Raw genomic sequence first — 23,448 nt, 5'->3', positions numbered from 1 at the left:
AAGATGATCATCGAGAAGTGCAACAAAGCCCGCAAAGTGGTCATCACCGCCACCCAGATGCTGGACTCCATGATCAAGAACCCGCGTCCGACCCGCGCCGAAGCCGGCGACGTGGCCAACGCCATCCTGGACGGTACCGACGCAGTGATGCTGTCCGGTGAGTCCGCCAAGGGCAAGTACCCGCTGGAAGCCGTGACCATCATGGCCACCATCTGCGAGCGTACCGATGCCGTGATGCCGTCCAACCTGTCCGCTGCCAACGACAGCAACAAGCTGCGCATCACCGAAGCGGTTTGCAAAGGCGCGGTAGAGACCTCCGAGAAGCTGGACGCCCCGCTGATCGTGGTTGCCACCGAAGGCGGCAAGTCTGCCAAGGCCATCCGCAAGTACTTCCCGAAAGCCTGGATCCTGGCCATCACCACCAACAAGAAGACCGCTGCCCAGCTGGTGCTGACCAAGGGTGTGGTTGCTCACGTGGTTGACTCCATCGCCTCCACCGACGACTTCTATCGCATCGGCAAAGAAGCCGCGCTGGCCAGCGGCATGCGTCTGAAGGGTGACGTGGTTGTCATGGTCTCCGGTGCCCTGGTACCGAGCGGTACCACCAACACCGCCTCCGTTCATATGCTCTGAGCATCTTCTAATCACCAAGATCCTCCGATGTGGTACATCGGGGGTTCTGTATATCGGGGGTAATATGGTCTCCCTAGCTGTGATCTCTCTGCAGGTTGTTCACTCGGGGCATTACCGGAGAATTGGAGGCGCCAACCAAACTAATCGTCGGAGATGTGCGAGTGAACAACCATAAAAATGTCCACTTAACCGTCTTTGGTCGACAGCTTCTTGTCCGGCGCGTCCTTGAACAGGGCCTGCGTGTTGAAGAGGCGGATCACGCTGCCGAGTCACTATCCGAGCAACTGACAAGTGGCTCACTCGATATCGCAAGGAGGGACCTGATGGCTTGCTCGGTCACTCTTCTTGCCCCCATGCCATTGATGACCAGCGCCAACAGGGATTATCGAACTGCGCAAGCATCAACAAACCTATCGACCCATCAGTCATGGGCTGGTGGTGCTAGCCTGCGTGTAAATGTAAACCATCATGCCGCATCAATCGTGCCATCGGGCGTTTCCCACAGGTCTCACCCATCTCTCGCAGCTAAGCGTAAGAACTAGCTAGGCAGGATGTGGCGGAAGCGCCATTTGGTGTTTCTGGCATGGGGTCGACCCGGCAAGCGGCGAGATATTGTTCGGTCTATTGCTGGGCCGGGATGGCCGAATGCGGTTGGTCTATGGGCTGTTGATTGGTGCTTTCTACAGAGATGAGCATTGAGGACTCGTTTGGTTTTGTTTGAATTCTACTGCAATGCATTGAAATATAACTACAAATTGAACTTCTTCTGTTTATGGTCACGAACTTCTGCATGTTGTGTTTCACATATGAAACAGCGGACTGGCTTTACTGGTTTTTTTGCGGCCAAAGCGGATGAAGTCCTGACCCTTCAGTTACTCACACGAACAGCGTTGCTATCTGTAGCAATGCCCTCAAATTTCACCATGTCCCAATTGTGTACCAAGCTCACCGGCATTAAAGCCATAAGCCCATGCAAATCAAAGTATTAAAAAAGAGGTATTGCAAAACGTGGAAATAGAACGTGGGCCCGCTGGCCGGGTGCGCTGATGTGCTCATGTTGCTCGAAAGGAGTATCCGATGACGGCGGCGCCTGGCGCCTGGGTGGGGGTGCCATGCACCGCAATGGCCTGCATGGTAAACCATCGCGCTGGCAGAGCGAAGTCCGGGGCGTTCGCCTGGCGCTTTAATGGGCAGTGGGCGTTGTCCGTGAGCCTGGTCATCCCATCGGTCCGGCTCAGGGCTGGGGAAAGTGAGGAGTCAGGGTATTGAGGTCCAGCAGGGTGAAGTAGCCGCCCTCCTCGGGATACCAGCCGCCGGTGTCGATGTAGTGGACGTTGCCAAGGCGCACCGGCACCCTCACCGGGGTGTGGCCCACCACCAGGGCGGCGAGATCCGCGACCCCGCTCTCGTCCAGCCGTTCGATACGGCGCCTTGACCAGAGGCAGACGTTCTTGATGGCCCGAAGCCGTCCGCCGCTCACCCCGGCATCGAGTTGGTCCAGCAGCCCCTGCCAGGAGGAGAAGGGGCAATCGGCGTGAAGCAGCCCAACGGGGCCGGCCGGGGTGGCCACCTCGATGGCCAGGGGCAGGCTGCGGTAGTGGACGGCGAACGCCGCCTGCTCGGCAGGGGTCAGGTGCTGAAACCAGCCGCCGCCGTTTCGGATCCAGTTCTCCCGATCGCAGCTCTCGTAACGGCAGACGTAGTCGTCGTGATTGCCGCAGACCGGGTGAAACCAGGGCCTGGCCAGCCAGTGGATCACCTCGCTGCACTCGGGCCCGCGATCCGCCAGATCCCCGACGCTGAAGAGACGGTCCCGGGCGGGATCAAAATCCAGGGTGTCGAGGGCCTGCTGCAACAGGGCGAAGTGGCCGTGGATGTCGCCGACGGCCAGATCGCGCCCCTGGGCGTTTTGGGGGAAGCGTCTTATCAGGGGGGAGGGTGTCATGGCGTCTCCTGCCTCTATCCCGGACGGGGATGTTTTGTCTGCCTGTACATAAGGTTACAGAAGAAAAGTGGCGAGCGGGCAGGGCCTGGTAAATCATAGGATTGCCCCCGTGAACGTGCGGCGTCACGCGCCGCCTGTGGGGGAGTCACTCCGGGAGGGCGCCTTGTCCGCCCGCTTTCGGAGGCTCTCTTTCTCCACGCTTTTTGACAGGAATCTTGAATGCGGCGTCAGCTGTTGATCTGGATAGGCCCCCTGTGCAGCCTGCTGCTGCTGGGGGCGGCCTTGACCGTCCTCTATCATTTGACCCACCTGTGGCACTGGCACGACATCCGCCAGGCCATCTGGTCACAACCCTTGCCGCAGTTGGGGGGCGCCCTGCTGCTCACCCTGCTCAGCTATGGCTGCCTCTGCTGCTACGATCTGCTGGCCCTGAAGGTGCTGGACAAACGCCTGCCCTGGCAGCAGGTGGGGATGACCTCCTTCATCGCCTACACCTTCTCCAACACCCTGGGCTTTGCGCTGCTCACCGGCTCCTCGGTACGCTACCGGCTCTACTCCTCCCTGGGGCTTGGCACCGGAGAGGTGGCCAGGGTAATCCTCTTTTGCTCCATCACCTTCTTCCTCGGTCTGCTGGGCTGGGGGGGCAGAGCCCTGCTGCTGGGGCAGGGGGCGGCCCTGCTGGTGGACTGGCCCCGCTGGGCGACCGGGTTGTTGCAACTGGCGGGGGGCCTGGCCCTGCTGACGGTGCTGGCGTATCTGGTGTGGCCGGGGGCAGCCCTGGTCTGGCGCGGGCACCCGCTGTTCCTGCCGCGCATCAGATACCGCCTGCTGCAACTGCTCATCGCCCTGCTCGACTGGATGGCCGCCGCCGCCGTGCTCTATGTGCTGCTGCCATCGGGCAGCGTGCCCTATCCGGTACTGCTCAGTGCCTTCGTGCTCTCCAGCCTGCTCGGGGTGCTGGCCCATGTGCCGGGGGGCATCGGGGTCTTCGAGGCGAGCATGAGCCTGCTGCTCACCCACTATCTGCCGGTGGACAAGCTGCTCGCCTCCCTGCTTATCTACCGCTGCACCTACTACTTCCTGCCCTTCCTCTGTGCCCTGCTGCTGTTCGCAGGTCAGGAGCTGCTGCAACAGCGGGCCCGCCTACACCGGTTGCAGGGAGTGATGATGGCGACCCGGGAGTTTGTGCCCGCCCTGGTGAGCATGGGCACCTTCGCGGCGGGCACCCTGCTGCTCTGCTCCGGGATGATCCCGACCATGAAGGGGCGCATCGAAGCCTTCCTGCAGGTGCTGCCCCTGCACCTGCTGGAGCTCTCCCATGTGCTCGGCAGCGTCAGCGGCGTGTTGCTGCTGTTGCTGGCCCACAGCCTCTACCGCCGTCATGACGGGGCATTCAGGATCACCCAGTGGCTGCTGGGGCTTGGCATGCTGTTCTCCCTGTTCAAGGGGTTTGACTGGGAGTCGGCCCTGCTGCTCGGGGGCTTCTTGCTCATCATCACCCCCTGCCGCCCTCTCTTTTATCGCAAGGGTTCCCTGCTTCACGCCCGGTTCACCCCTTCCTGGCTGATGTCGGTGGGGGCCGTGCTGCTGGGGGCCTTGTGGTTGCTGCTCTTCTCCTACCGCCATGTGGAGTACGACCCCTCCCTCTGGCTGCACGTCTCGGCCCACGGGCCCGGGGCCGCCTCCCGCGCCCTGCGCGCCATGGGGAGCGCCATCGGGGTGCTGGCGGTGGTCGGGGTGGCCCATCTGCTGGCTCCCTTGCGCCTGGCCGTCGGCAAGCCGGATGCCGAGGCGCTCTCCCGTGCCCATGGGCTGGTGATGCGGGCAGGGGGAGGCCACGGCTACCTGGCCCAGCTCGGGGACAAGTCCCTGCTGTTCCACCCAAGCGGCGAGGCCTTCCTCATGTACGGGGCCGAGGGCAGCAGCTGGATAGTGATGGGGGATCCCGTCGGTCAGCCCTCCCTGGTGGAGGAGCTGCTCTGGCAGTTTCGCGAGCGCTGTGACGAGCACGACGTCAGCCCGGTCTTCTACCAGGTGTCGGCCCGTTATCTGCCTGTCTTTCTGGATCTCGGGCTCATCCCCTTCAAGCTGGGGGAGGAGGCCATCGTGGATCTGCCGAGCTTCGATCTCGCCGGCAGTCGCCTGCGCAACCTGCGCCAGAGTCACGCCAAGGGCAAGCGGGAAGGGCTGCGCTTCGAGGTGGTGGCACCCGGTGAGATTGCCGCCTTGCTACCCGAGTTGAAGGGGATCTCCGACAGCTGGCTGCACAGCAAGCAGGGCAGGGAGAAGGGCTTCTCCGTGGGCAGTTTCGATCCCGCCTACCTCACCCTCAACCCGATGGCGCTGGTGCGGCGCGAGGGGCAGATCGTCGGGTTTGCCAACCTATGGACCAGCGACAACAAGGAGAGCCTCTCCATCGATCTGATGCGCTACAGCCTCGACACAGGGGCGGCGCCGGTCATGGATTTCCTGTTTGTCGAGCTCCTGCTGTGGGGCAAGCAGGAGGGTTATGCCAGCTTCAACCTGGGGATGGCCCCCATGTCGGGCTTCAACGACAATCCCCTCGGCGGTTACTGGGCCCGCCTTGGCAACACCCTGTTCACCCGGGGCAGCCGTTTCTACAACTTCCAGGGACTGCGGCGTTACAAGGAGAAGTTCGGCCCAAGGTGGGAGCCCCGCTACCTGCTCTGTACCGGTCATCTGGTGCTGCCCCGCACCCTGACCCATCTCGTCTCCCTCATCAGTCGCGGCCCCTTCGGGCTCATGAAGAAATAGGAGTTGGCCCATGAGAGCCATGTTGTTGCTGTTGATTTGCTGTTTCGTCTCTTCGTTCACCTTGCCGGCGGTGGCCGCCCAACCGGGGCGGGTCGGCGCGGATCTGGGGCTGGTGGAGTTGCCCGTGGCGCAAGCCTCGTCTTCCCCCATGGTGGTCTTCATGAGCGGGGATGGCGGCTGGGCGGCGCTGGACAAGGGGCTCAGCGCCCAGTTGCAGGCCCACGGCATGCCGGTGGTGGGTTGGAGCTCGCTCTCCTATTACTGGAAGAAGAAGACGCCGGAGCAGGCGACGGCGGATCTGGTGCGCATCCTCACCGAGTACCAGTCCCGTTGGGGGCGCCAGCGCTGGTTGCTGGTGGGTTTCTCCTTTGGTGCCGAGATAGTGCCCTACGTCATCAATCGTCTGCCGCCGGCCTATCGCGACAGCCTGGCGGGGGCCGTGATGCTCTCCCCCTCGACGGCGTCGGATTTCGAGATCCACGTCAGCGACATGGTGGTGCACGACAAGGGGGGCCGCTATCCCACCCTGCCGGAGGTGACACGGATCCAGACTCTGCCGCTGCTCTGCGTGCAGGGCGCGGAGGACGACTCCCCGGTCAAACTCTGTCCGCGCTTGCAGCAGCCGAACGTGACGACGATGACCCTGCCGGGTTCCCACCACTTCGACGACAACTACCAGACCCTGTACCAGCAGATTGCCGGGCACCTGGGCCTGGCCCAATAACGGCGAGAGGCCGGGAAAACGACACAGGGCGGCCAATGGCCGCCCTGTTGCCGTGGCCCCTTGCAACTGTCCAGGGGGCCGGCATGCCGGGATCAGAGCAGATCTTCGAGCTGGTACTTCTTGAGCAGGGAGTTGAAGGTGCCGTCGGCCTTGACGCTCTCGATGGCGGCATCGAAGCGGGCCTTGAGCTTGTCATCGTGCTTGCGAAGGGCCACCGCCACCCCTTCTCCCAGGATCTTGTCCTGGGTGCCGTTGAACTGGGGACCGACGAAGGCGAACTGCTTGCCCATCTCCTTGTCGAGGAAGCCCACCTTCAACTGCACCATGTTGCCGAAGGTGTAGTCGGCGCGGCCGGACTGCAGATCCAGCATGGGGGACTGGGCATTGACGTAGCGCTTGATCTTGGCCACCTCACCGTAGCGGGCGGTGATGAAGTTGTCCTGGGGAGTGCCCTCCTGCACCGCGATCACCTTGCCCTTGAAGTGGGCCGGATCGTCTGCAAAGTCGGCCGCCTTGTCGCTGCGCCCCACGAAGCGGTTCTGCATCATGTAGTAGACCTGGCTGAAGTCCACTTTCTGGCGCCGCTCGTCCGTGATGTTCATGGAGGACATGATGGCGTCGTACTTACGCACCTGCAGTCCCGGCAGCAGGGCATCCCAGGGCTGGTTGATCACCTCGCACTCGGTCTTCATGGCCGCGCACAGGGCATAGGCCAGATCGACCTCGAAGCCGCCGAGCTTGCCGTTGCTGTCGACCATCTCGAAGGGGGGATAGGTGGCATCGGTGGCGATCACCAGGGGTTTGGCGGCGGCCTGGCCGGCGGTGGCCAGGGCCATCAGCATCATCAGTGTGTTGAGTTTCATGGTCAGTCCCTTGAAGTGTGGTGTCATTCCTAGCGTGCTAAAGGGTGCCGGCCTCAAGGGCCGACGGCTATCTTGCGATGGGTGAGGGCCGGCAACTGGCTGCGCACCGTGCGCTGCGCTGCCAGATCCAGGGTGGCGATGGCCATGCCCTGACCCTCCTCTACCTGGGCCAGTATCCGGCCCCAGGGATCGATGATCATGCTGTGGCCGAAGGTGCGCCGCCCACCGGGGTGGTGTCCCCCCTGGGCACTGGCAAACACGAACGCCAGGTTCTCTACCGCACGGGCCCGCAGCAGCAGCGTCCAGTGCGCGAGCCCGGTGGTGTGGGTGAAGGCCGCGGGCAGGGCGATGAAATCGGGGGCGGGCCCCAGGCGAAACAGCTCCGGGAAGCGCAGGTCGTAGCAGATCCCGAGGCGCAGCACGCCCCAGGGCAGGGGATGGCTCACCACCTCCCGGCCCGGGGTCATGGTCGCGGCCTCATCATACTGCTCCTGCCCGGTGCAAAAGCCAAACAGGTGCAGCTTGTCGTAGCGGCTTGCGAGCTGCCCTTGCGGGTCGATGAGCAGGCTGCTGTTGTGCATCTTGCCGGGCTCGTGGCTGGCAAGCGGCAATGTGCCGGCCAGGATCCAGACGCCGAGCTCCCGGGCCAGCCCCTGTACCCAGGCAAGCAGGGGGTGATCGTCAACGGGGGCGGCCAGGGCCACCCGCGCCCGCTCATCGACCGGCATCAGGTAGAAATATTCGGGCAGCAGTGCCAGCTCGGCCCCCTCGGCCGCGGCCTGACGCAGCAGCGCCTCGGCCTGGGCCAGGTTGTGGTCAAGGTCATCCCCGGAGACCATCTGGAGGACGGCAACGCGCAGTGAATTCATGGTGCCCCCTAGACGGTGCACAGGCGCTCGGCGCCCGCCAGCAGGGTGTCGTCATCCTTGGAGAAGGAGAGGCGGATGACCCGCTGATCCGTGCCGTCGTGATAGAAGGCGGAGACCGGAATGGTGGCGACCCCGTGATCGCGGATGAGCCGCTGCACGAAGAGGCTGTCCGGCTCGTCGCTTACCCGCTCGTAGCTCGCCAGCATGAAGAAGCTGCCCGCCGAGGGGAGCAGGGTCAGGCGCGAATCTGCCAGGGCCGTGGCGAGCAGGTCGCGCTTGCGCTGGTAGAAGGCTGCCAGCCCCTGATAGTGGGCCGGTTGCTGCAACAGGTGAGCGAAGCCGTACTGCATGGGGGTGTCGGCGGCGAACATGGCGAACTGGTGCACCTTGCGGATCTCCTCCATCAGGGGGCGGGGCGCCACGCAGTAGCCCACCCGCCAGCCGGTGACGTGGAAGGTCTTGCCGAAGGAGAAGACGGCGACGGAGCGCTCCACTAGCTCCGGATAGCGGATGACGCTCTGGTGCAGGGCGCCGTCGAACACCACGTGCTCGTACACCTCGTCCGAGAGGATCAGGATGTCGGTGCCGCGCACCAGGCGGGCGAGGCGCTCCTGATCCCCTGCCTGCCAGACGGTGCCGGTGGGGTTGTGGGGGGTGTTGAGCACTATCATGCGGGTGCGGGGGGTGATGCGGGCGGCCACCTCGTCCCAGGGAATGGCGAAATCCGGCGCCTTGAGGGCGATCACCACAGGGGTGGCTCCCTGCAACTGGATCATGGGGCGGTAGCTGTCAAACGCCGGCTCGAACATGATCACCTCGTCGCCGGGGTGAACCAGGGCGGTGATGGCGCAGAACAGGGCTTCGCTGGCGCTGGCGGTGATGGTGATTTCCTCGCCCGCGTCATAGTGATGGCCGTAGCTGGCTGCAATCTTGGCCGCCAGTTGTTCGCGCAGGGCAGGCAGCCCCGTCATGGGGGCGTACTGGTTTTCACCGGCCAGCATGGCCTCGTGGGTCACCCGGATGAGCTCGGGATCGCAGGGGAAGCTCGGCGCCCCCTGGGAGAGGTTGATGCTGGGGTGGCGGGCGGCCAGATCCCCGATCACGGTGAAGATGGTGGTGCCCACCTGGGGCAGTTTGCTGGAAACCTGGGGGATGGACATGGGGCCGTCACCTGCGTGTGTGAAAGAGGTCCCTTTTTAGCCCCCCCAAGGCTTGCCGGACAACGGATTATTCGGCATGGTACGCATGAGTTTTTCTCAAGCATGGAGGCTTGTCATGTTGTCTACCCAGCCGCGTACTCAGTTGCCTCTCTATGGCCTGCAGGTCTTCGAGTGTTCTGCCCGCCACCTGAGTTTTACCCTGGCTGCCGACGAGCTGTGCGTGAGCCAGGGGGCGGTGAGCAAGCAGATCGCCCAGCTGGAGGCGCGCCTGGGCCACCTGCTGTTCGTGCGCGGCACCCGTTGTCTCACCTTGACCCCCGCCGCCGAGCGGCTGCTGCCTTTCGTTCGTGAAGGGCTGGCCCGCATGGGGGAGGGGCTCAGCGCCTTGCAGGCCCTGCCCCACGAGCAGGCGATCAGCATCAAGGTGCCCTCCTGCGCCAGCCGCTGGCTGCTGCGGCGGTTGCAGGCGTTCGAGGGGGAGGCGGTGGAGGTGCGTGGCAGCCACAGCCATGGCATCGACTTCTCCCGGGAGCCCTTCGATCTCGCCATCGTCTACCAGCCCTGCCTGGGGCGTTATTCCCACAGCCAGCCCCTGTTTCGGGAACGGTTGACCCCGGTCTGCGCCCCGGCGTTTGCTGCCAAGCATCGTCTGTTCGAGCGCGACCTGAACGAGCTGCCCCTGCTGCCCCTCATCCATGCCAGCGCCGATAGGCGGGACTGGCGCAACTGGTTTGCCGCCTTCCTCGACATCCCCTGGCAGCCCCAGGGGGGGCAGCTGTTCGATACCCTGGACTTGGCGATGAATGCCGCCTTGCAGGGGTTTGGCCTCTCTCTCGGGGATCCCACCATAGTGGCCGAGGAGCTGGAGAGCGGCGCCCTGGTCGCTCCCTTTGCCCCCGTGCTGGAGACGGATCACGAATACGCCCTGCTCGCCCGGCCCGACAGCCAGCGCCACGGGGTGCAGCGGGTCTGTCACTGGCTGCTGGAGGGGGAGGGTCATCCCTGAGGGGACGCGAAATGAAACAGCCCCGCGGGCGGGGCTGTTGTCATGGTGATGGCCGCTGGCCGATTAAAGGGTCACTGGCAGATCTTGTAGTAGACCTCGTTCCAGCGCAGTTGCTCCTTGAGCGCGGGGATGCGGGTGTGCTCGTCGATGACCACAAACTCGATACCCATGATGTCGGCGAAGGTGCGCAGCTGCTCGATGTCCACCGCCTGGGTGAACACCGAGTGGTGGGCGGCGCCCGCCAGGATCCAGGCCTCGGCGCTGGTCTGCAGGTCCGGCAGGGGTTTCCACAGGGCGCTGGCCACCGGGAGTTTCGGCATGGCCTCTGGCAGGTCCACCACTTCCAGCTGATTGACCACCAGGCGGAAGCGGTTGCCGAGATCGATGAGGCTGGCGTTGACCGCCTTGCCCGCCGGGGCCGCGAACAGCAGGCGGGCCGGATCGGCCTTCTTGCCTATGCCTAAGTGCTGGGCGTCCAGCACGGGTTTGCCTGCGGCGATGGAGGGGCAGACCTCCAGCATGTGGGCCCCCAGCACCAGGTTGTTGCCCGCTTCCAGATGGTAGGTGTAGTCCTCCATGAAGGAGGCGCCCCCCGCAAGGCCATATCCCATCACTTTCAGGGTGCGCAAGAGGGCCGCGGTCTTCCAGTCCCCTTCTGCCCCAAAACCGAAGCCTTGCTCCATCAGGCGCTGGCAGGCGAGGCCCGGCAGCTGGTGCAGACCATAGAGATCTTCAAAGGTGGTGGTGAAAGCGCCAAAACCACCGTCGGTGAGGAACTTCTTCATCCCCAGCTCCTGGCGCGCCGCCTCATACAGGGAGGCACGAAGCCCCCCACCCGCCTGCACCGCCTCGGTCAGGGTGTAGGTCGCCTCATACTCGGCCAGCAGCGCCTCGATGTCGCTCTCGGGCACGGCATCGATCACCTTGACCAGATCGCCGACCGGGTGGTAGTTCACCTGATAGCCGAACTGGATCTGGGCCTCAATCTTGTCGCCCTCGGTGACCGCCACGTTGCGCATGTTGTCGCCAAAACGGGCGATTTTGAGGTGGCGGCTGTCGTGGATGGCGGCGGCGATGCGCATCCAGTTGCCAATCTTCTGTCTTGCCTCTTCATCCTGCCAGTGACCCACCACCACGGTGCGGGGCAGCCGCAGGCGGGCCCCCATGAAGCCGAACTCGCGTCCGCCGTGGGCGGTCTGGTTCAGGTTCATGAAGTCCATGTCGATCTCGCTCCAGGGGAGATCCCGGTTGAACTGGGTGTGGAACTGCAACAGGGGCTTTTGCAACTGGCTCAGCGCCGGGATCCACATCTTGGCGGGGGAGAAGGTGTGCATCCATACCATGAGCCCGGCGCAGCGCTGGTCGTGGTTGGCATCCCGGGCCACCGCGCTGATTTCATCCAGGGTGGTACCGGTGGGTTTGAGCACTATCTTGAGGGGCAGGTTCGCCCCCTCGTTGAGCTGGCTGGCGATGGTGTGGGCGTGATCGGCCACCTGCTTCAATGTGGTTGCGCCATACAGGTGCTGGCTGCCGACCAGGAACCACACTTCCAGCTGTTTCATCAATTCCATGAGTTTGTCCTCTTTTAGGCTTTTGTCTGGCCGTAATAGGCGTGTTTGCCATGCTTGCGCTGGTAGTGCTTCTCCAGCAGGTAATCGGGCAGGGGGCGGGCCCCCGGGTTGATCTGGCCGGTGAGCCAGGCCATGCGGGCCACCTCTTCCAGCACCACGGCGTTGTGTACCGCATCCTCGGCGCTCTTGCCCCAGCTGAAGGGGCCGTGGTTGGCCACCAGCACCCCCGGCATGGTGAGGATGGGGGTCTGCTTGAGGGTTTCGACGATGAGATGACCGGTCAGCCCCTCGTAGTCCTCCTCCACTTCGCCCGGGGTGAGCAGGCGGGAGCAGGGGATCTCGCCGTGAAAGTAGTCGGCCTGTGTGGTGCCGAAAATGGGGATGGCGCGCCCCGCCTGGGCCCAGGCGGTGGCGTGGGTGGAGTGGGTGTGCACCACGCCGCCAAGCTCCGGATAGGCGCGATAGAGCACCAGGTGGGTGGCGGTGTCGGAGGAGGGGCGCAAGGCGCCCTCCACCTGCTTGCCCGCCAGATCCAGCACCACCATGTCCTCGGCCCGCATCCGCTCGTAGCTGACGCCGCTCGGTTTGATGACCACCAGACCTTGTTCCCGGTCTATGCCGCTCACGTTGCCCCAGGTGAAGGTCACCAGGCCATGGCGCGGCAGATCCAGGTTGGCGGCGAGCACCTGCTCCTTGAGGGTCTTGAGGTTCATGCCGGCACCCCCCGATTGTAGAGCGGTTCGGCGGCGCTGCCCCAGGCGAGGTAGCGCTGGTAGAGGCGTTCATACTCGGCGACTCGCTCGGGGTGTGGCTGGTGGGTGCGCTCCACGGCGCTCGCCATGTGGTGCTGGGCCTTGGCCACATCGGGATGGATCCCGGCCGCCACGGCGGCAAAGATGGCCGCCCCCAGGGCGCAGCACTGATCCGAGGCCACCACCTGGATAGGCCTGTTCATCACGTCGGCGCAGGTCTGCATCACGGTGGCGGACTTGCGGGCGATGCCGCCAAGGGCGATCACCTGCTCCACCGGCACCTGCTGACTGGTCATGCACTCCATGATGCTGCGAGCACCGAAGGCGGTGGAGGCCACCAGGGCGCCGAAGAGATCGGGGGCATCGGTGCCGAGGTTGATCCCCGTGAGGGTGCCCTGCAGGCGCTGGTTGGCATAGGGGGTGCGCCGGCCGTTGAACCAGTCGAGCACCACCGGCAGGTGCGCCAGGTCGCGCTGCTGATCCCAGGCGGCGGCGAGGCTGGGTAACAGGGCCTGCTTGTGGCGCTCGATGGCGGTGCGAAGCTCCGGATACTGGGCGGCGAGGCTGTCAAGGGGCCAGCCTAGCTGGCGCTGATACCAGGCATAGATGTCACCGAACGCGGACTGTCCCGCCTCCAGCCCCACCATGCCCGGCACCACGCTGCCATCCACCTGGCCGCAGATCCCGGCAATGGCCCGATCACCTATGGTGGCCTCATCTGCGATCAGGATGTCGCAGGTGGAGGTGCCTATCACCTTCACCAGCGCATTGTTGCCGGCCCCGGCTCCCACCGCCCCCATGTGGCAGTCAAAGGCGCCGCCGGCGATCACCACCTCGCAGGAGAGGTGCAGCCGCTCCGCCCACTCCGGGGTCAGAGTGCCGACCGGGAGATCGGCGGTCCAGCTGCCGGTAAAGAGGGGGAAGTCGAGATCCTCCGTCAGCAGGGGATCCAGGGCATTGAGGAAGTCGGCGGGCGGCAGGCCGCCCCAGCTCGGGTGCCAGAGGGACTTGTGGCCGGCGGCACAGCGCCCGCGCTTGAGGGTGGCCGGGGCCTGGGTGCCGCTCAGGACGGCGGGGACCCAGTCACACAGCTCGACCCAGTTGCAGGCGGCGGCGCGCACGGCGGCATCGGCGCGGGAGACGTGCAGGATCTTGGCCCAGAACCACTCGGAGGAGTAAATGCCGCCGATGTAGCGGCTGTAGTCGGGGAACTGGCCGCCGTGGCACAGGGCGGTGATGGCCTCCGCCTCCTCAATGGCTGTGTGATCCTTCCACAGCACGAACATGGCGTTGGGGTTGTCGGCAAACTCCGGACGCAGGGCCAGCACGCGCCCCTCTCTGTCGATGGGGGCGGGGGTGGAGCCGGTGCTGTCCACCCCGATGCCGCGCACGGCGGTGCGCTGACTCGGCGTGAGCTGGCTCACCACCGCCACCACCGCCTGCTCCATGGACTCCAGATAGTCGAGGGGGTGGTGGCGGAACTGGTTGTTGACCGGTTGGCAGTAGTGGCCTGCCTGCCAGCGCGGGTAATAGACGACATGGGTCGCCAGCTCGGCGCCGTCCTGGCAGCGCACGGCGAGTGCCCTGACCGAGTCGCTGCCGAAATCGAGTCCGATGACGATGTGTTCAGACATAAGTGCTCCTGACCATCAATGAGGGGTGACTGGGGGGAACCATAGGAGATGGGCAGGAGGGGCGGTTAGCCATTGGCTGCTGGAAATATGGATTTTAACGCTGTCAGTGCGACAGGGTGACGGCTCTCTAAAATTCAATATGTGACGAAATTGCTAATTATATAGACGAAATGGCTGCAATCTCATGGCGTGATCCTGCTCTCCATTTTTAATTGTGAAAACGATTACAACTTGGTTCGCTCAACCAGCAACAACAATAACGTCCTGTTTAAGCATGTTTTTATATGGCTGCGACTTGATTGACTCAACGAGTAGCACTGCGTGGATACATGGATTGATAGAACCGTTGGAGACATTCGCATGAACAAAATCGTTAAAGGCATGATCGCAATGGGGTTCGCCCTTGGTATGGCAAATTCTGCTTTCTCGGCCGAAGCGCTGAAGCTGGGCTACCTGGTCAAGCAGCCCGAGGAGCCCTGGTTCCAGACCGAGTGGAACTTCGCCGACAAGGCGGGCAAGGATCTGGGCTTCGAGGTGATCAAGATAGCCGTCCCCGACGGGGAGAAGACCCTCAATGCCATCGACAGTCTGGCGGCGAATGGCGCCAAGGGTTTCGTCATCTGTACCCCGGATCCCAAACTCGGTGCCGCCATCATGGCTAAGGCCAACAGCATGGATCTGAAGGTCATCACGGTGGATGACCAGTTCGTCAACGCCAAGGGCCAGCCCATGGAGCAGGTGCCGCTGGTGATGATGGCCGCCACCAAGATTGGCGAGCGTCAGGGGCAGGAGCTCTACAAGGAGATGCAAAAGCGCCAGTGGGACGTAAAGGCGACCGGGGTGCTCGCCATCACCGCCGACGAGCTCGACACCGCCCGTCGCCGGGTCGAGGGCTCCCTGGGCGCGCTCAAGGCCGCCGGTTTCCCCGAGGGCCAGATCTTCCGCGCGCCCACCAAGAGCAACGACATCCCGGGGGCGCTGGATGCCGCCAACTCCATGCTGGTGCAACACCCCGAGGTCAAGAACTGGCTCATCGTCGGCATGAATGACAACACCGTGCTCGGCGGCGTGCGCGCCACCGAAGGGCAGGGCTTCAAGGCGGAGAACGTCATCGGCATCGGTATCAACGGGGTGGATGCGGTGAACGAGCTCTCCAAGTCCAGCGCCACCGGCTTCCTCGGCTCCCTGCTGCCCAGCCCGGACGTACACGGCTACAAGAGCATCCAGATGCTCCATGACTGGGTCGTCAACGGCGCCGAGCCTGCCAAGTTCACCGAGGTGACCGACGTGGTGCTCATCACCCGCGACAACTTCAAGGCCGAGCTGCAAAAGAAAGGGCTGTGATCCCCATCCCTTGATACCCATGCCGGCATGGCGGAGTGCGCCGTGCCGGCTGGCTGGAGTCATCTCATGAATCAAGTTCCATATCTGGAGTTTTGCGGCATCAGCAAGGAGTTTCCCGGCGTCAAGGCGCTGCAGAACGTCTCCTTCGCCTGCCAGCAGGGCACGGTACACGCGCTGATGGGAGAGAACGGGGCCGGCAAGTCCACCCTGCTCAAGATCCTGAGCGGTTTTCAGGCGCCCACCCGCGGGGTGGTGAAGCTGGCGGGTCAGGAGAAAGTGTTCCAAAACACGGTCGATGCCCTTGAGAGCGGGATTGCCATCATCTATCAGGAGCTGCACCTGGTCCCTGAAATGAGCGTGGCGGAGAACATCTACCTGGGGCAGTTGCCGACCCGGCGCGGCGTCATCGATCGGGAGAAGCTCTATCAGGATGCAGCCAGGCAGCTGGCACGCCTCGGGATGGATGTCTCCCCCGAGACGCCGCTCAAGTACCTGTCCCTGGGTCAGTGGCAGATGGTGGAGATCGCCAAGGCCCTGACCCGGGACGCCAGCGTCATCGCCTTCGACGAGCCGACCAGCAGCCTCTCGTCCCGCGAGATTGAGCAGCTGTTTCGGGTCATCCGCCAGTTGCGGGACGAGGGCAAGGTCATTCTCTACGTCTCCCACCGCATGGACGAGATCTTCGCCCTGTGCGATGCCATCACGGTGTTCAAGGATGGCCAGTTCGTGCGCACCTTCGCTTCCATGGCCGAGGTGGACCGGGATCTGCTGGTCAAGACCATGGTGGGGCGCGAACTGACCGACATCTATGGTTACAGCCCAAGGCCGCTTGGCGAGGCGGGCCTCAAGGTGGAGCACCTGATGGGACCCGGCCTCAAGGCGCCGGTGTCGCTCGAGGTAAAGAGAGGGGAGATCCTCGGCATCTTCGGGCTGGTGGGGGCCGGGCGCAGCGAGCTGATGAAGCTTATCTTCGGCGCCGAGACACCTCGGGGGGGCGAGATATCGGTGTTTGGCAAACAGGTGGTCATTCAGAGCCCCATCGATGCCATTCGCAGCGGCATCATGCTCTGCACCGAAGACAGGAAGGCGCTCGGCATCATCCCCATCCATTCGGTGCAGGAGAACATCAACATCAGCGCCCGCCGCCACCACGCGTGGGGAGGCTTCTGGATCAACCAGAAGTGGGAGGACGAGAACGCGAGGCTGCGGATCCGCGACATGCGGGTCAAGACCCCGTCTCCCCAGCAGGCCATCATGAACCTCTCCGGCGGCAACCAGCAGAAGGCCATTCTGGGACGCTGGCTGTCGGAAGACATGAAAGTGATCCTGCTCGACGAGCCGACCCGAGGCATCGACGTCGGGGCAAAGAACGAGATTTACAACGTGATTTACGATCTGGCCAAGGTGGGCATTGCCGTGGTGGTGGTCTCGAGCGAGCTGCCGGAGGTGCTGGGCATCGCGGATCGGATCCTGGTCATGCGGGAGGGGGAGATCGCCGGCGAGCTTTCCCACGACGAGGCCAACGAGGTCAAGGCGCTCAATCTGGCCATGCCGGCCCGTTGATCTGCTGACCGCAACGAGATAGCACCCGGAATTTTCAGGAGAAATACCATGACAACAACGACCTCGGTCGGCCAAGCCGCCAACGACACCGCGGCGAGCGGTACCTGCCTGCAACTGACCCGCATCTGGGATCAGTACGGCATGCTGGTGATCTTCGCCATCCTGTTCCTGCTCGCCTGCGTGCTGGTCCCCAACTTCGCCAGCCTGATCAACATGCGGGGGCTCGGGCTTGCCGTCTCCATGTCGGGCATGGTGGCCTGCGGCATGCTGTTCTGCCTCGCCTCCGGCGAGTTCGACATGTCGGTGGGCTCCGTGGTGGCCTGCTCCGGGGTTGCCTGCGCGGTGGGCATCAACGCCACCGAGAGTATCCCCCTCGGCATTCTGGCCGGTCTCTCGGTGGGCCTTGTCTTTGGCCTCATCAACGGCATCGTCGTGGCCAAATTCAAGATCAACGCCCTCATCACCACCCTTGCCACCATGCAGATGGCGCGCGGGGTGGGCTACATCATCTCCGACGGCAAGGCGGTGGGCATCGTGGAGGAGGGCTTCTTCGAGCTTGGCAACTCCGCCCTGCTTGGCATCCCGACGCCCATCTGGCTGACGGCTGTCTGCTTCGTATTGTTCGGTCTGCTGCTCAACAAGACCACCTTCGGGCGCAATACCCTGGCCATGGGGGGCAACGAGGAGGCGGCGCGTCTGGCCGGGGTCAACGTGGTGCGCACCAAGATCATCATCTTCACCATGACCGGGCTCATCGCCTCGCTCGCCGGCATCATCCTCGCATCCCGCATGACCTCGGGCCAGCCCATGACCTCCATCGGCTTCGAGCTGGTGGTGATCTCCGCCTGCGTGCTGGGTGGGGTCTCCATGAAGGGGGGGATCGGCAAGATATCCTATATCATCGCCGGGGTGCTGATCCTGGGGCTGATGGAGAACGCCATGAACCTGCTCAACATCTCCCCGTTTGCCCAGTACGTGGTGCGTGGCCTCATCCTGCTCGCCGCCGTGCTGTTCGACCGCTACAAGCAGGTGCGCAAAGCCCGTATCTGAGCGATGTCTTTCCTCGTCACCGGGCCGGCCTCGCGCCGGCCCGGTGTTTTCCCCGGCAAGCTGTGAGCCAGTTCAACAATTTCACAACGAACAGCTTGCGAACATAGGGGGTTCCTACGCCGGATCTCTACAATGGCCCATGTCGACTTTTTTACCGAAACCCTGTTTTCCGCCATGTCCTCGATGCAAAAAGAGAAGCCGAAACAACTCAATCCCCTGCTGCCTGGCTACGCCTTCGACGTCTTCCTGGTCTCGGGGATGACTCCCATCGAGCAGGGGAGCGCGCTGGATTTCACCATCGACAGGCCCCACGGCATGAAGGGGTTCATCGTCAATCTGACCATCAAGGGCAAGGGGCAGATCTTTCAGGGGGACAAGGCCTTCACCGTGGAACCCGGCGACCTGCTGCTCTTTCCACCAGCGGCGGTGCACCATTACGGCCGGGCGCCGGATGCCCGGGAGTGGTATCACCGCTGGGTCTATTTCCGGCCGCGGGCCTATTGGACTGACTGGCTCAAGTGGCCCCAGGTGACGGAGCAGGTGGGGCGACTGCAACTGGCGGACAACCAGCTGCTCACCGAATTCGACGCCCTCTTCCTCGACATCGAGGAGACCCACAAGCAGCTGCGGCCCATGTCGGAGCAACTGGCCATGAACCTCTTGGAGCGGTTGCTCATCCGCTGCTACGAGGCATCGTCCCAGAATGCCTATCCCGCCATCGATCACCGTGTCCACGAGGCGTGCCAGATCCTGAGCGAGTCCCTCTCGGCCGAGATCTCGGTGGAGGCGCTGGCGGAGCAGGTGTTCTTGTCCCCCTCGCGCCTCGCGCACCTGTTTCGCGAGCAGGTGGGGGTGAGCATAGTGCGCTGGCGTGAGGATCAGCGCATCATGCGGGCCAAGCTGCTGCTGCAGACCACGCCGCTGTCGGTCGCCACCATAGGCCAGCAGGTGGGCTATGACGATCAGCTCTACTTCTCGCGGGTGTTCCGAAAGCGGGTAGGGGTCAGCCCCACCGAGTACCGCAAGTGCGCCACCCCGCTGTGAGCAGAGCCCAGAGATGACAAAGCCCTCATGACGAGGGCTTTTGTTATCCATGAGGGGCGGATGCGCAATCAGCCCTGACGAGCCTTGAACCTGGGATTGCTCTTGCAGATGACGAACAACTTGCCGCGCCGACGCACGATCTGGCAGTCCGGGTGACGCGACTTGGCGGATTTCAGGGAGGCGAGGACTTTCATTGTTTCTCATTTCCTTTGCTGAAGAACTGACCGAATCGCTGGCCGAAGCGAGCGACCTGACCTTCCTTGCCGACCTGCTTCTGTTTGCCGGTATAGAAGGGGTGGGACGCGCTGGAGACATCCAGCGTCACATAGGGGTAGGTGTTGCCATCTTCCCACTCTCTGGTGCGATCGGTGGCCAGCGTGGAGCCGATCAGAAAGTAGGTATTGCTGGCGAGATCGTGGAACAGAACCTTACGGTATTCAGGGTGAATATGGGGGCGCATGATTGCCTCTTTTGTTATGTTATAACATGAGGTGGATGATGCGATGGATGAGAATCAATATCAACTGTTTTTTCCATGATGACAGCGATGGGGGAAAATCGGGGTCGTTCGGCTGCACATCGTCAGCGAGCAGGCATGGACGGTGAGGGCCTATGTGCAGCCACCATCTTTACTTTTCAAGATTACTGTATAAAAATACAGTTAATTATCATGGAGACGTACCCTATGCGCCTGGAAATCATCATCGACAGAAAACACCAGATCCCCACCTCGACCATGGAGGCCTTGCGCCAGGAGCTGCTCAAGCAACTGGGTGAGCGCTTTCCCGATCTGCATGTGCGGGTGGCACCGGGTAGTGCCATGGCTCTGACGGTCAGTCGCGCCAGCAAGGAAGACAAGGAGCTGGCCGAAGCCATGGTGCAGGAGGTGTGGGAAAACGCTGATAGCTGGATGCCGGAAGAAGAGGCTCTGGAGGCCTGAAGATAAGCTCTCAGCGGCAAACATCGTCGTGATCCGCCAGGGCGCGAGGAGGAACCTCCAGCCGGATGATGATCCCTGTACCGGCTTTGCCGAACCGCTCTTCAAAACACGCAGCCATGGGCTGCGTGTTGCGTTGATGGGGTAAGCGCATGACCATGAAGGCGAAAGGCGAAAGGCGAAAGGCGAAAGGCGAAAGGCGCAAGAGTAATGTCTCTGGCTGCGCTCAGAGTCCCGCCCAGCGCTTGAGGCTGTCGACCTGCACCCGTTGGGTGGCCTGTGCGATGTCGCCATTGACGCGCAGTGCCTTGAGGGCCACGGGGAGCGCCGCGCGCACCTCGTCCGCCGTCATCCCCGGTTGCAATGCCGGGTGGTAGGCAAGCCTGAGCAACACGTAGTCGAGCCCGGTCAGAAAGCTGTCGATGCTGTTGTCATTGAAGATGGAGGGGAACACCTTGTCCGAGTCGTTGGGCAGTCCCATCACCTGGCTCAACTCTTCCACTACGCAATCCAGAAAACGGCCCTTTGCCCGGCTGTAATCCACCGGAATGATGATGGTGGCACGGGTGATCTCGTAGCGAGCGTTGGTGGCGAAATTGGCCAGGCAAATCCCCTCCTTGAGGGCGATGCGCACCGATTCGTCCTGGCGCATGGTGCGCGCAGCCCAGCTCGCCATCTGTTTGTGCCGGGTCATGATGAGGGTGAGATTGGGGTTATCGCTGACAATCTCGATGGGGTGACCGGTGATCCTGCTCAGGTGACGGGTCTGTACCTTGACGACCTCGGCCTGCAGCGGCTTGTCGCCGAATTCGTTGACGAGCTTGAGACGCACGGGGCCCGGCCAGCGGGAGAAGTGCTCCTGTTGTTCATGGCCATACTCCCGTTTCATGGCGATTTCCATGAAGCTCTGGACAAGGTAGTCATCACGCTGCCAGCGTTCGGTGGCCGACAGCGGCAGTGAGAAGAGCCAGAGCATCAGCCCCGGGAGCAACCAGTGCCCATGGCGAACGGACTGGAGAGGTGTGTGCCATGGGCGCATCTTGCCTCCTTGCAAGGGGATCAGCGGGTGGTACGCTCGATATCACGCCAGGTGAGCCAGAGCCTGAGATCGAACTCCAGTTGATGATAGTCCGGTTCCATGTGCTGGCAGAGCTGGTAGAAAGCCTTGTTGTGATCCTTCTCCTTCAGGTGGGCCAGCTCGTGCACCACTATCATCTTGAGAAAGGCGGGATGGGCCTCCTTGAACAGGGCGGCGATGCGGATCTCGTTCTTGGCCTTGAGCTTGCTGCCTTGCACCCGGCTGACATAGGTGTGCAGTCCCAGGGCATCCTTGATCACGTTGATCTTGCCGTCGAAGATCACCTTGGAAAGTGGCGCCGAGCTTTTCAGGTAGCGGTTCTTCAACTCCATGGTATAGGCGAGCAGCGCCTTGTCACTCTGGACGAGGTGGGTTTGCGGGTAGCGTTTGGCCAGCATCTCGCCGAGTTTGCCCGTCGCAATCAACTGCTGCACCTGAGCCTTGAGTGGCTCCGGATAGCCCCCCAGATAAGTCAGCTCCGCCATGATTCTTCCCTCTGCCGCAAAAAAGAGCGCCATTGTAGTCAGGATGGGGCGCCTTGAACATGGTCGGCCCCCTCTTTATGACGACAACGAAAAGGGGCCATCACCAGGATGGCCCCTTCTGTGTGCCTGATTAGCGGCGCCGGTACAGGCCCGGGTCCACCTCTTCATACTGACCTGCCAGATACTGGTAGAAGGCAAGGTGGGAGGGGGAGGTCGGAGTCTTGAGCTCCTGTGCCACCCGTTCCGGTTTGGCGATGATGAATTTGGGTTGTTGGCGCTGGATGTCAGCCAGCACCCGCTCGCGCACATCGTAGGGCGGGTTGACGTTGGCAAAAAACAGATAGGCGGAGGCCGGCTGGCGATCGGTCCAGAGGTAGTATTGCGGCTGGATGCCATCGACCCAGATCTTGTCGGTAGGCGCCGTCTCGGCGAGGATACGGTCAACCCTGACCTGGGCGGGGGGATTGAACGGCCTGCCCTTGAGATTGCCTTCCCAGGCGTTGTTGACCAGCAGCGCCAGCATGGCCAGCGAGGCGAGCCAGGGGGTGGCGCTTCGCACGTCCCAGGCGCGCCAGAGCGGGACCAGAATGAGCACGGGCAAGGCCCACAGCAGGCTGTTGCCGAGCACCTCGCGCACCCGCTCCAGAGACCACTCCTTGGTGCTCCACCCGTAACCAAGCTGCTGGGCCAGCAGCCAGCTGGCGGTCAGCACCACCAGGGAGATGCAGAGCAGCCCCAGTGCATCGGATCGCTGCTCGCTTCTGTCCAGCAGGCAGGCGAGCGGCAGCAGGCCAAGTTGCAGATAGAGCACGTCATAGTGATCGAACACATGGCCGGAGACCGAGTTGGCGATCAGGGTGAACAGCACCCCCAGGAGGGTGGCGCACAGCGCGGGGAGATACCACTCCTGGCGGCGCCCGAGCATCAGGACGAGGAAGGCGGGCAGCAGCATGATGAGGCCGGTGCGCAGCAGACCGACGGCGCCGACCTCAGGAGAGAAACCGTTGCCGTAGCTCCCTTCAAAGAAGATGCCGAAGGCGTAGTATTTGAACTCGGCCAGCACGTCGTGGTGCTGGAAGTAGGCATAGAGCGGACCGCCGACGAGAGCCAGTCCAAGCAGGCTGGAAAAGAGCAGGGCAAAGGCGCAGCGCCACTGCTCGCGCAGGCACCAGTGACAGAAGAGCACCAGATACCAGGCCCCCCAGAAGGCGCCGTTGTTGGTGCGCATCCAGGCCACGATGGCGAAGGTGAGTGCGGCGACCAGGGCCGGTCCCCAGCTGAATCGCTTGTCCAGCAGCATGGTGATGAAAGCCCACTGGGCGATGAGGGCCAGATGGAATGTCCAGTCCTCTGTCATGTTGCCGTAGTAGTAGCGAGTGCTGTAGAGCGCCAGCAGGGCCAGCATGCTGCCAAGTCGCGCCCGCACCGAGAGCCCGAGCTGCGCAAAAGCCTGCCAGCTCGCCATGAGGCCCAGCCAGCAGAGCACCCACTCCAGCAGCCAGATCCCGAAGAAGCCACCAAGGCCATAGCCCAGTGCATCGAGGGCGAAGATCATGGGACCCTTGATGTCGATCATGTCCCGATAGAGTACGCCCCCCTCGCTCCACATCTTGCCCATCACCGCAAACAGGGAGGCATCAAATCCCGGGGCCATGCCGTGGAACAGCGGATTGCGCAGACAGAACAGCAGAGCCATCAGGGCGGTGAGCAAGATGACCGACGGCCTGATCCCGGGATTGTGGCGGTGCGGGGTAAAGCGGATGGCATGATTCATGGGTGACCTGTTCCTGCGGGAAAGACTGAAAAAGCGGGCTTATCTTGCCGAGCCGGGCTGCACGATGCAATGGAAGAAGTGTAGGCACCTGAAATAATTCGTAAAAGTATCGTTTTCACGCCTCTGGCTGCACTGGCAGGCCCCATCACAAGACAGGGCTGGCGCAGTCGGGCGTCACAGCCTGAGGTTGCATGGTAGGGGGCCTGCGCCTGGGAGCGGATCAGGATTCCCCTATGCGGGG

General features: G+C 63.0%; 21 protein-coding genes and 1 pseudogene. 10 read left to right on the top strand and 12 right to left on the bottom strand.

All coding sequences use genetic code 11. From position 1 onward, the window contains the following. Both J9893_RS21695 and J9893_RS12370 read left to right on the top strand, forming a co-directional pair. Positions 1 to 633 (top strand): pyruvate kinase (locus tag J9893_RS21695; protein ID WP_246875574.1); only part of this gene is annotated, 633 nt, incomplete at its 5' end. Positions 634 to 794: 161 nt separating this feature from the next. Then, positions 795 to 1,059, top strand: a pseudogene (locus J9893_RS12370) (leucine zipper domain-containing protein); the annotation flags it as partial. Between the two features lie 808 nt (positions 1,060 to 1,867). Here the strand turns inward: J9893_RS12370 and J9893_RS12365 are convergent. Then, complete coding sequence (locus J9893_RS12365; protein ID WP_201984295.1) at positions 1,868 to 2,578, bottom strand: metallophosphoesterase; 711 nt, start codon at positions 2,576 to 2,578, stop codon at positions 1,868 to 1,870. 219 nt (positions 2,579 to 2,797) lie between these two features. Here J9893_RS12365 and mprF point away from each other — a divergent pair, with 219 nt between their 5' ends. Both mprF and J9893_RS12355 read left to right on the top strand, forming a co-directional pair. Beyond that, positions 2,798 to 5,353, top strand: a complete 2,556-nt coding sequence (gene mprF / locus J9893_RS12360) for a bifunctional lysylphosphatidylglycerol flippase/synthetase MprF (RefSeq protein ID WP_201997494.1) — start codon at positions 2,798 to 2,800, stop codon at positions 5,351 to 5,353. A gap of 10 nt (positions 5,354 to 5,363) precedes the next feature. Next, positions 5,364 to 6,077 (top strand): AcvB/VirJ family lysyl-phosphatidylglycerol hydrolase, encoded by a 714-nt coding sequence (locus J9893_RS12355; RefSeq protein WP_201984291.1) that lies wholly within the window; start codon positions 5,364 to 5,366, stop codon positions 6,075 to 6,077. 92 nt (positions 6,078 to 6,169) lie between these two features. Here J9893_RS12355 and J9893_RS12350 read toward each other — a convergent pair whose 3' ends face one another. The 3 genes from J9893_RS12350 to J9893_RS12340 are packed head-to-tail and all read right to left on the bottom strand — an operon-like array spanning position 6,170 to position 8,969. After that, complete coding sequence (locus J9893_RS12350) at positions 6,170 to 6,940, bottom strand: ABC transporter substrate-binding protein (protein WP_041215306.1); 771 nt, start codon at positions 6,938 to 6,940, stop codon at positions 6,170 to 6,172. 53 nt (positions 6,941 to 6,993) lie between these two features. Beyond that, positions 6,994 to 7,809, bottom strand: coding sequence for a carbon-nitrogen hydrolase family protein (locus J9893_RS12345; RefSeq protein ID WP_201984290.1), 816 nt, complete (start codon positions 7,807 to 7,809; stop codon positions 6,994 to 6,996). An 8-nt stretch (positions 7,810 to 7,817) separates the two neighbouring features. Then, entirely contained in the window at positions 7,818 to 8,969 is a 1,152-nt protein-coding gene (locus J9893_RS12340; protein ID WP_201984289.1) for a methionine aminotransferase, read from the bottom strand. Positions 8,970 to 9,084: 115 nt separating this feature from the next. Here J9893_RS12340 and J9893_RS12335 point away from each other — a divergent pair, with 115 nt between their 5' ends. Next, the gene (locus J9893_RS12335; RefSeq protein ID WP_114522985.1) at positions 9,085 to 9,975 is read left to right on the top strand and encodes a LysR family transcriptional regulator; all 891 of its coding nucleotides are present in this window, start codon (positions 9,085 to 9,087) and stop codon (positions 9,973 to 9,975) included. A gap of 71 nt (positions 9,976 to 10,046) precedes the next feature. Here J9893_RS12335 and araA read toward each other — a convergent pair whose 3' ends face one another. Genes araA through J9893_RS12320 form a run of 3 tightly spaced genes read right to left on the bottom strand, consistent with a single transcriptional unit; the run spans position 10,047 to position 13,932 of the window. Beyond that, entirely contained in the window at positions 10,047 to 11,546 is a 1,500-nt protein-coding gene (gene araA, locus J9893_RS12330) for an L-arabinose isomerase (protein ID WP_167826327.1), read from the bottom strand. A 14-nt stretch (positions 11,547 to 11,560) separates the two neighbouring features. After that, positions 11,561 to 12,259, bottom strand: a complete 699-nt coding sequence (locus J9893_RS12325) for an L-ribulose-5-phosphate 4-epimerase (RefSeq protein ID WP_128273519.1) — start codon at positions 12,257 to 12,259, stop codon at positions 11,561 to 11,563. Further along, entirely contained in the window at positions 12,256 to 13,932 is a 1,677-nt protein-coding gene (locus J9893_RS12320) for a ribulokinase (protein ID WP_167826328.1), read from the bottom strand. The genes J9893_RS12325 and J9893_RS12320 overlap by 4 nt, the downstream gene beginning before the upstream one ends. Before the next feature lie 360 nt (positions 13,933 to 14,292). On the opposite strand from J9893_RS12320, the gene J9893_RS12315 reads away from it, so the two are divergent. The 4 genes from J9893_RS12315 (at position 14,293) to araC (ending at position 18,933) form a co-directional block, all read left to right on the top strand. After that, positions 14,293 to 15,276, top strand: coding sequence for an arabinose ABC transporter substrate-binding protein (locus tag J9893_RS12315; protein WP_039040094.1), 984 nt, complete (start codon positions 14,293 to 14,295; stop codon positions 15,274 to 15,276). A 66-nt stretch (positions 15,277 to 15,342) separates the two neighbouring features. After that, the gene (araG, locus tag J9893_RS12310; protein WP_010674476.1) at positions 15,343 to 16,839 is read left to right on the top strand and encodes an L-arabinose ABC transporter ATP-binding protein AraG; all 1,497 of its coding nucleotides are present in this window, start codon (positions 15,343 to 15,345) and stop codon (positions 16,837 to 16,839) included. Between the two features lie 48 nt (positions 16,840 to 16,887). Beyond that, positions 16,888 to 17,889: an L-arabinose ABC transporter permease AraH gene (araH, locus tag J9893_RS12305; protein ID WP_202040805.1), complete on the top strand. Its 1,002-nt coding sequence runs from the start codon at positions 16,888 to 16,890 to the stop codon at positions 17,887 to 17,889. Between the two features lie 132 nt (positions 17,890 to 18,021). Then, the gene (gene araC, locus J9893_RS12300; RefSeq protein ID WP_010674478.1) at positions 18,022 to 18,933 is read left to right on the top strand and encodes an arabinose operon transcriptional regulator AraC; all 912 of its coding nucleotides are present in this window, start codon (positions 18,022 to 18,024) and stop codon (positions 18,931 to 18,933) included. A 68-nt stretch (positions 18,934 to 19,001) separates the two neighbouring features. On the opposite strand, the gene ykgO is transcribed toward araC, so the two are convergent. Next, a complete protein-coding gene (gene ykgO / locus J9893_RS12295) occupies positions 19,002 to 19,127 on the bottom strand; it encodes a type B 50S ribosomal protein L36 (protein ID WP_010674479.1) in 126 nt (41 codons plus the stop codon). After that, positions 19,124 to 19,393: a type B 50S ribosomal protein L31 gene (locus J9893_RS12290; RefSeq protein WP_210600551.1), complete on the bottom strand. Its 270-nt coding sequence runs from the start codon at positions 19,391 to 19,393 to the stop codon at positions 19,124 to 19,126. Before J9893_RS12290 ends, ykgO begins: the two co-directional genes overlap by 4 nt. A gap of 225 nt (positions 19,394 to 19,618) precedes the next feature. Between J9893_RS12290 and J9893_RS12285 the strand changes: the two genes are divergently transcribed. Then, the gene (locus J9893_RS12285; protein ID WP_010674481.1) at positions 19,619 to 19,873 is read left to right on the top strand and encodes a DinI family protein; all 255 of its coding nucleotides are present in this window, start codon (positions 19,619 to 19,621) and stop codon (positions 19,871 to 19,873) included. A 223-nt stretch (positions 19,874 to 20,096) separates the two neighbouring features. Here J9893_RS12285 and J9893_RS12280 read toward each other — a convergent pair whose 3' ends face one another. The 3 genes from J9893_RS12280 to J9893_RS12270 form a co-directional block, all read right to left on the bottom strand. After that, positions 20,097 to 20,909: a DUF2927 domain-containing protein gene (locus J9893_RS12280; protein ID WP_050498226.1), complete on the bottom strand. Its 813-nt coding sequence runs from the start codon at positions 20,907 to 20,909 to the stop codon at positions 20,097 to 20,099. Positions 20,910 to 20,929: 20 nt separating this feature from the next. Next, complete coding sequence (locus J9893_RS12275; protein ID WP_041211354.1) at positions 20,930 to 21,433, bottom strand: M48 family metallopeptidase; 504 nt, start codon at positions 21,431 to 21,433, stop codon at positions 20,930 to 20,932. 130 nt (positions 21,434 to 21,563) lie between these two features. After that, a complete protein-coding gene (locus J9893_RS12270) occupies positions 21,564 to 23,207 on the bottom strand; it encodes a hypothetical protein (protein WP_041211355.1) in 1,644 nt (547 codons plus the stop codon). Positions 23,208 to 23,448 lie beyond the last annotated feature (241 nt).

Origin of the sequence: Aeromonas sp. MaB10011B (assembly GCF_017939325.1) — a bacterium.
GTDB lineage: Bacteria > Pseudomonadota > Gammaproteobacteria > Enterobacterales > Aeromonadaceae > Aeromonas > Aeromonas caviae.
The sequence above is the reverse complement of the archived record's forward strand: the minus strand, read 5'-3'. Positions and strand labels throughout refer to the sequence as shown.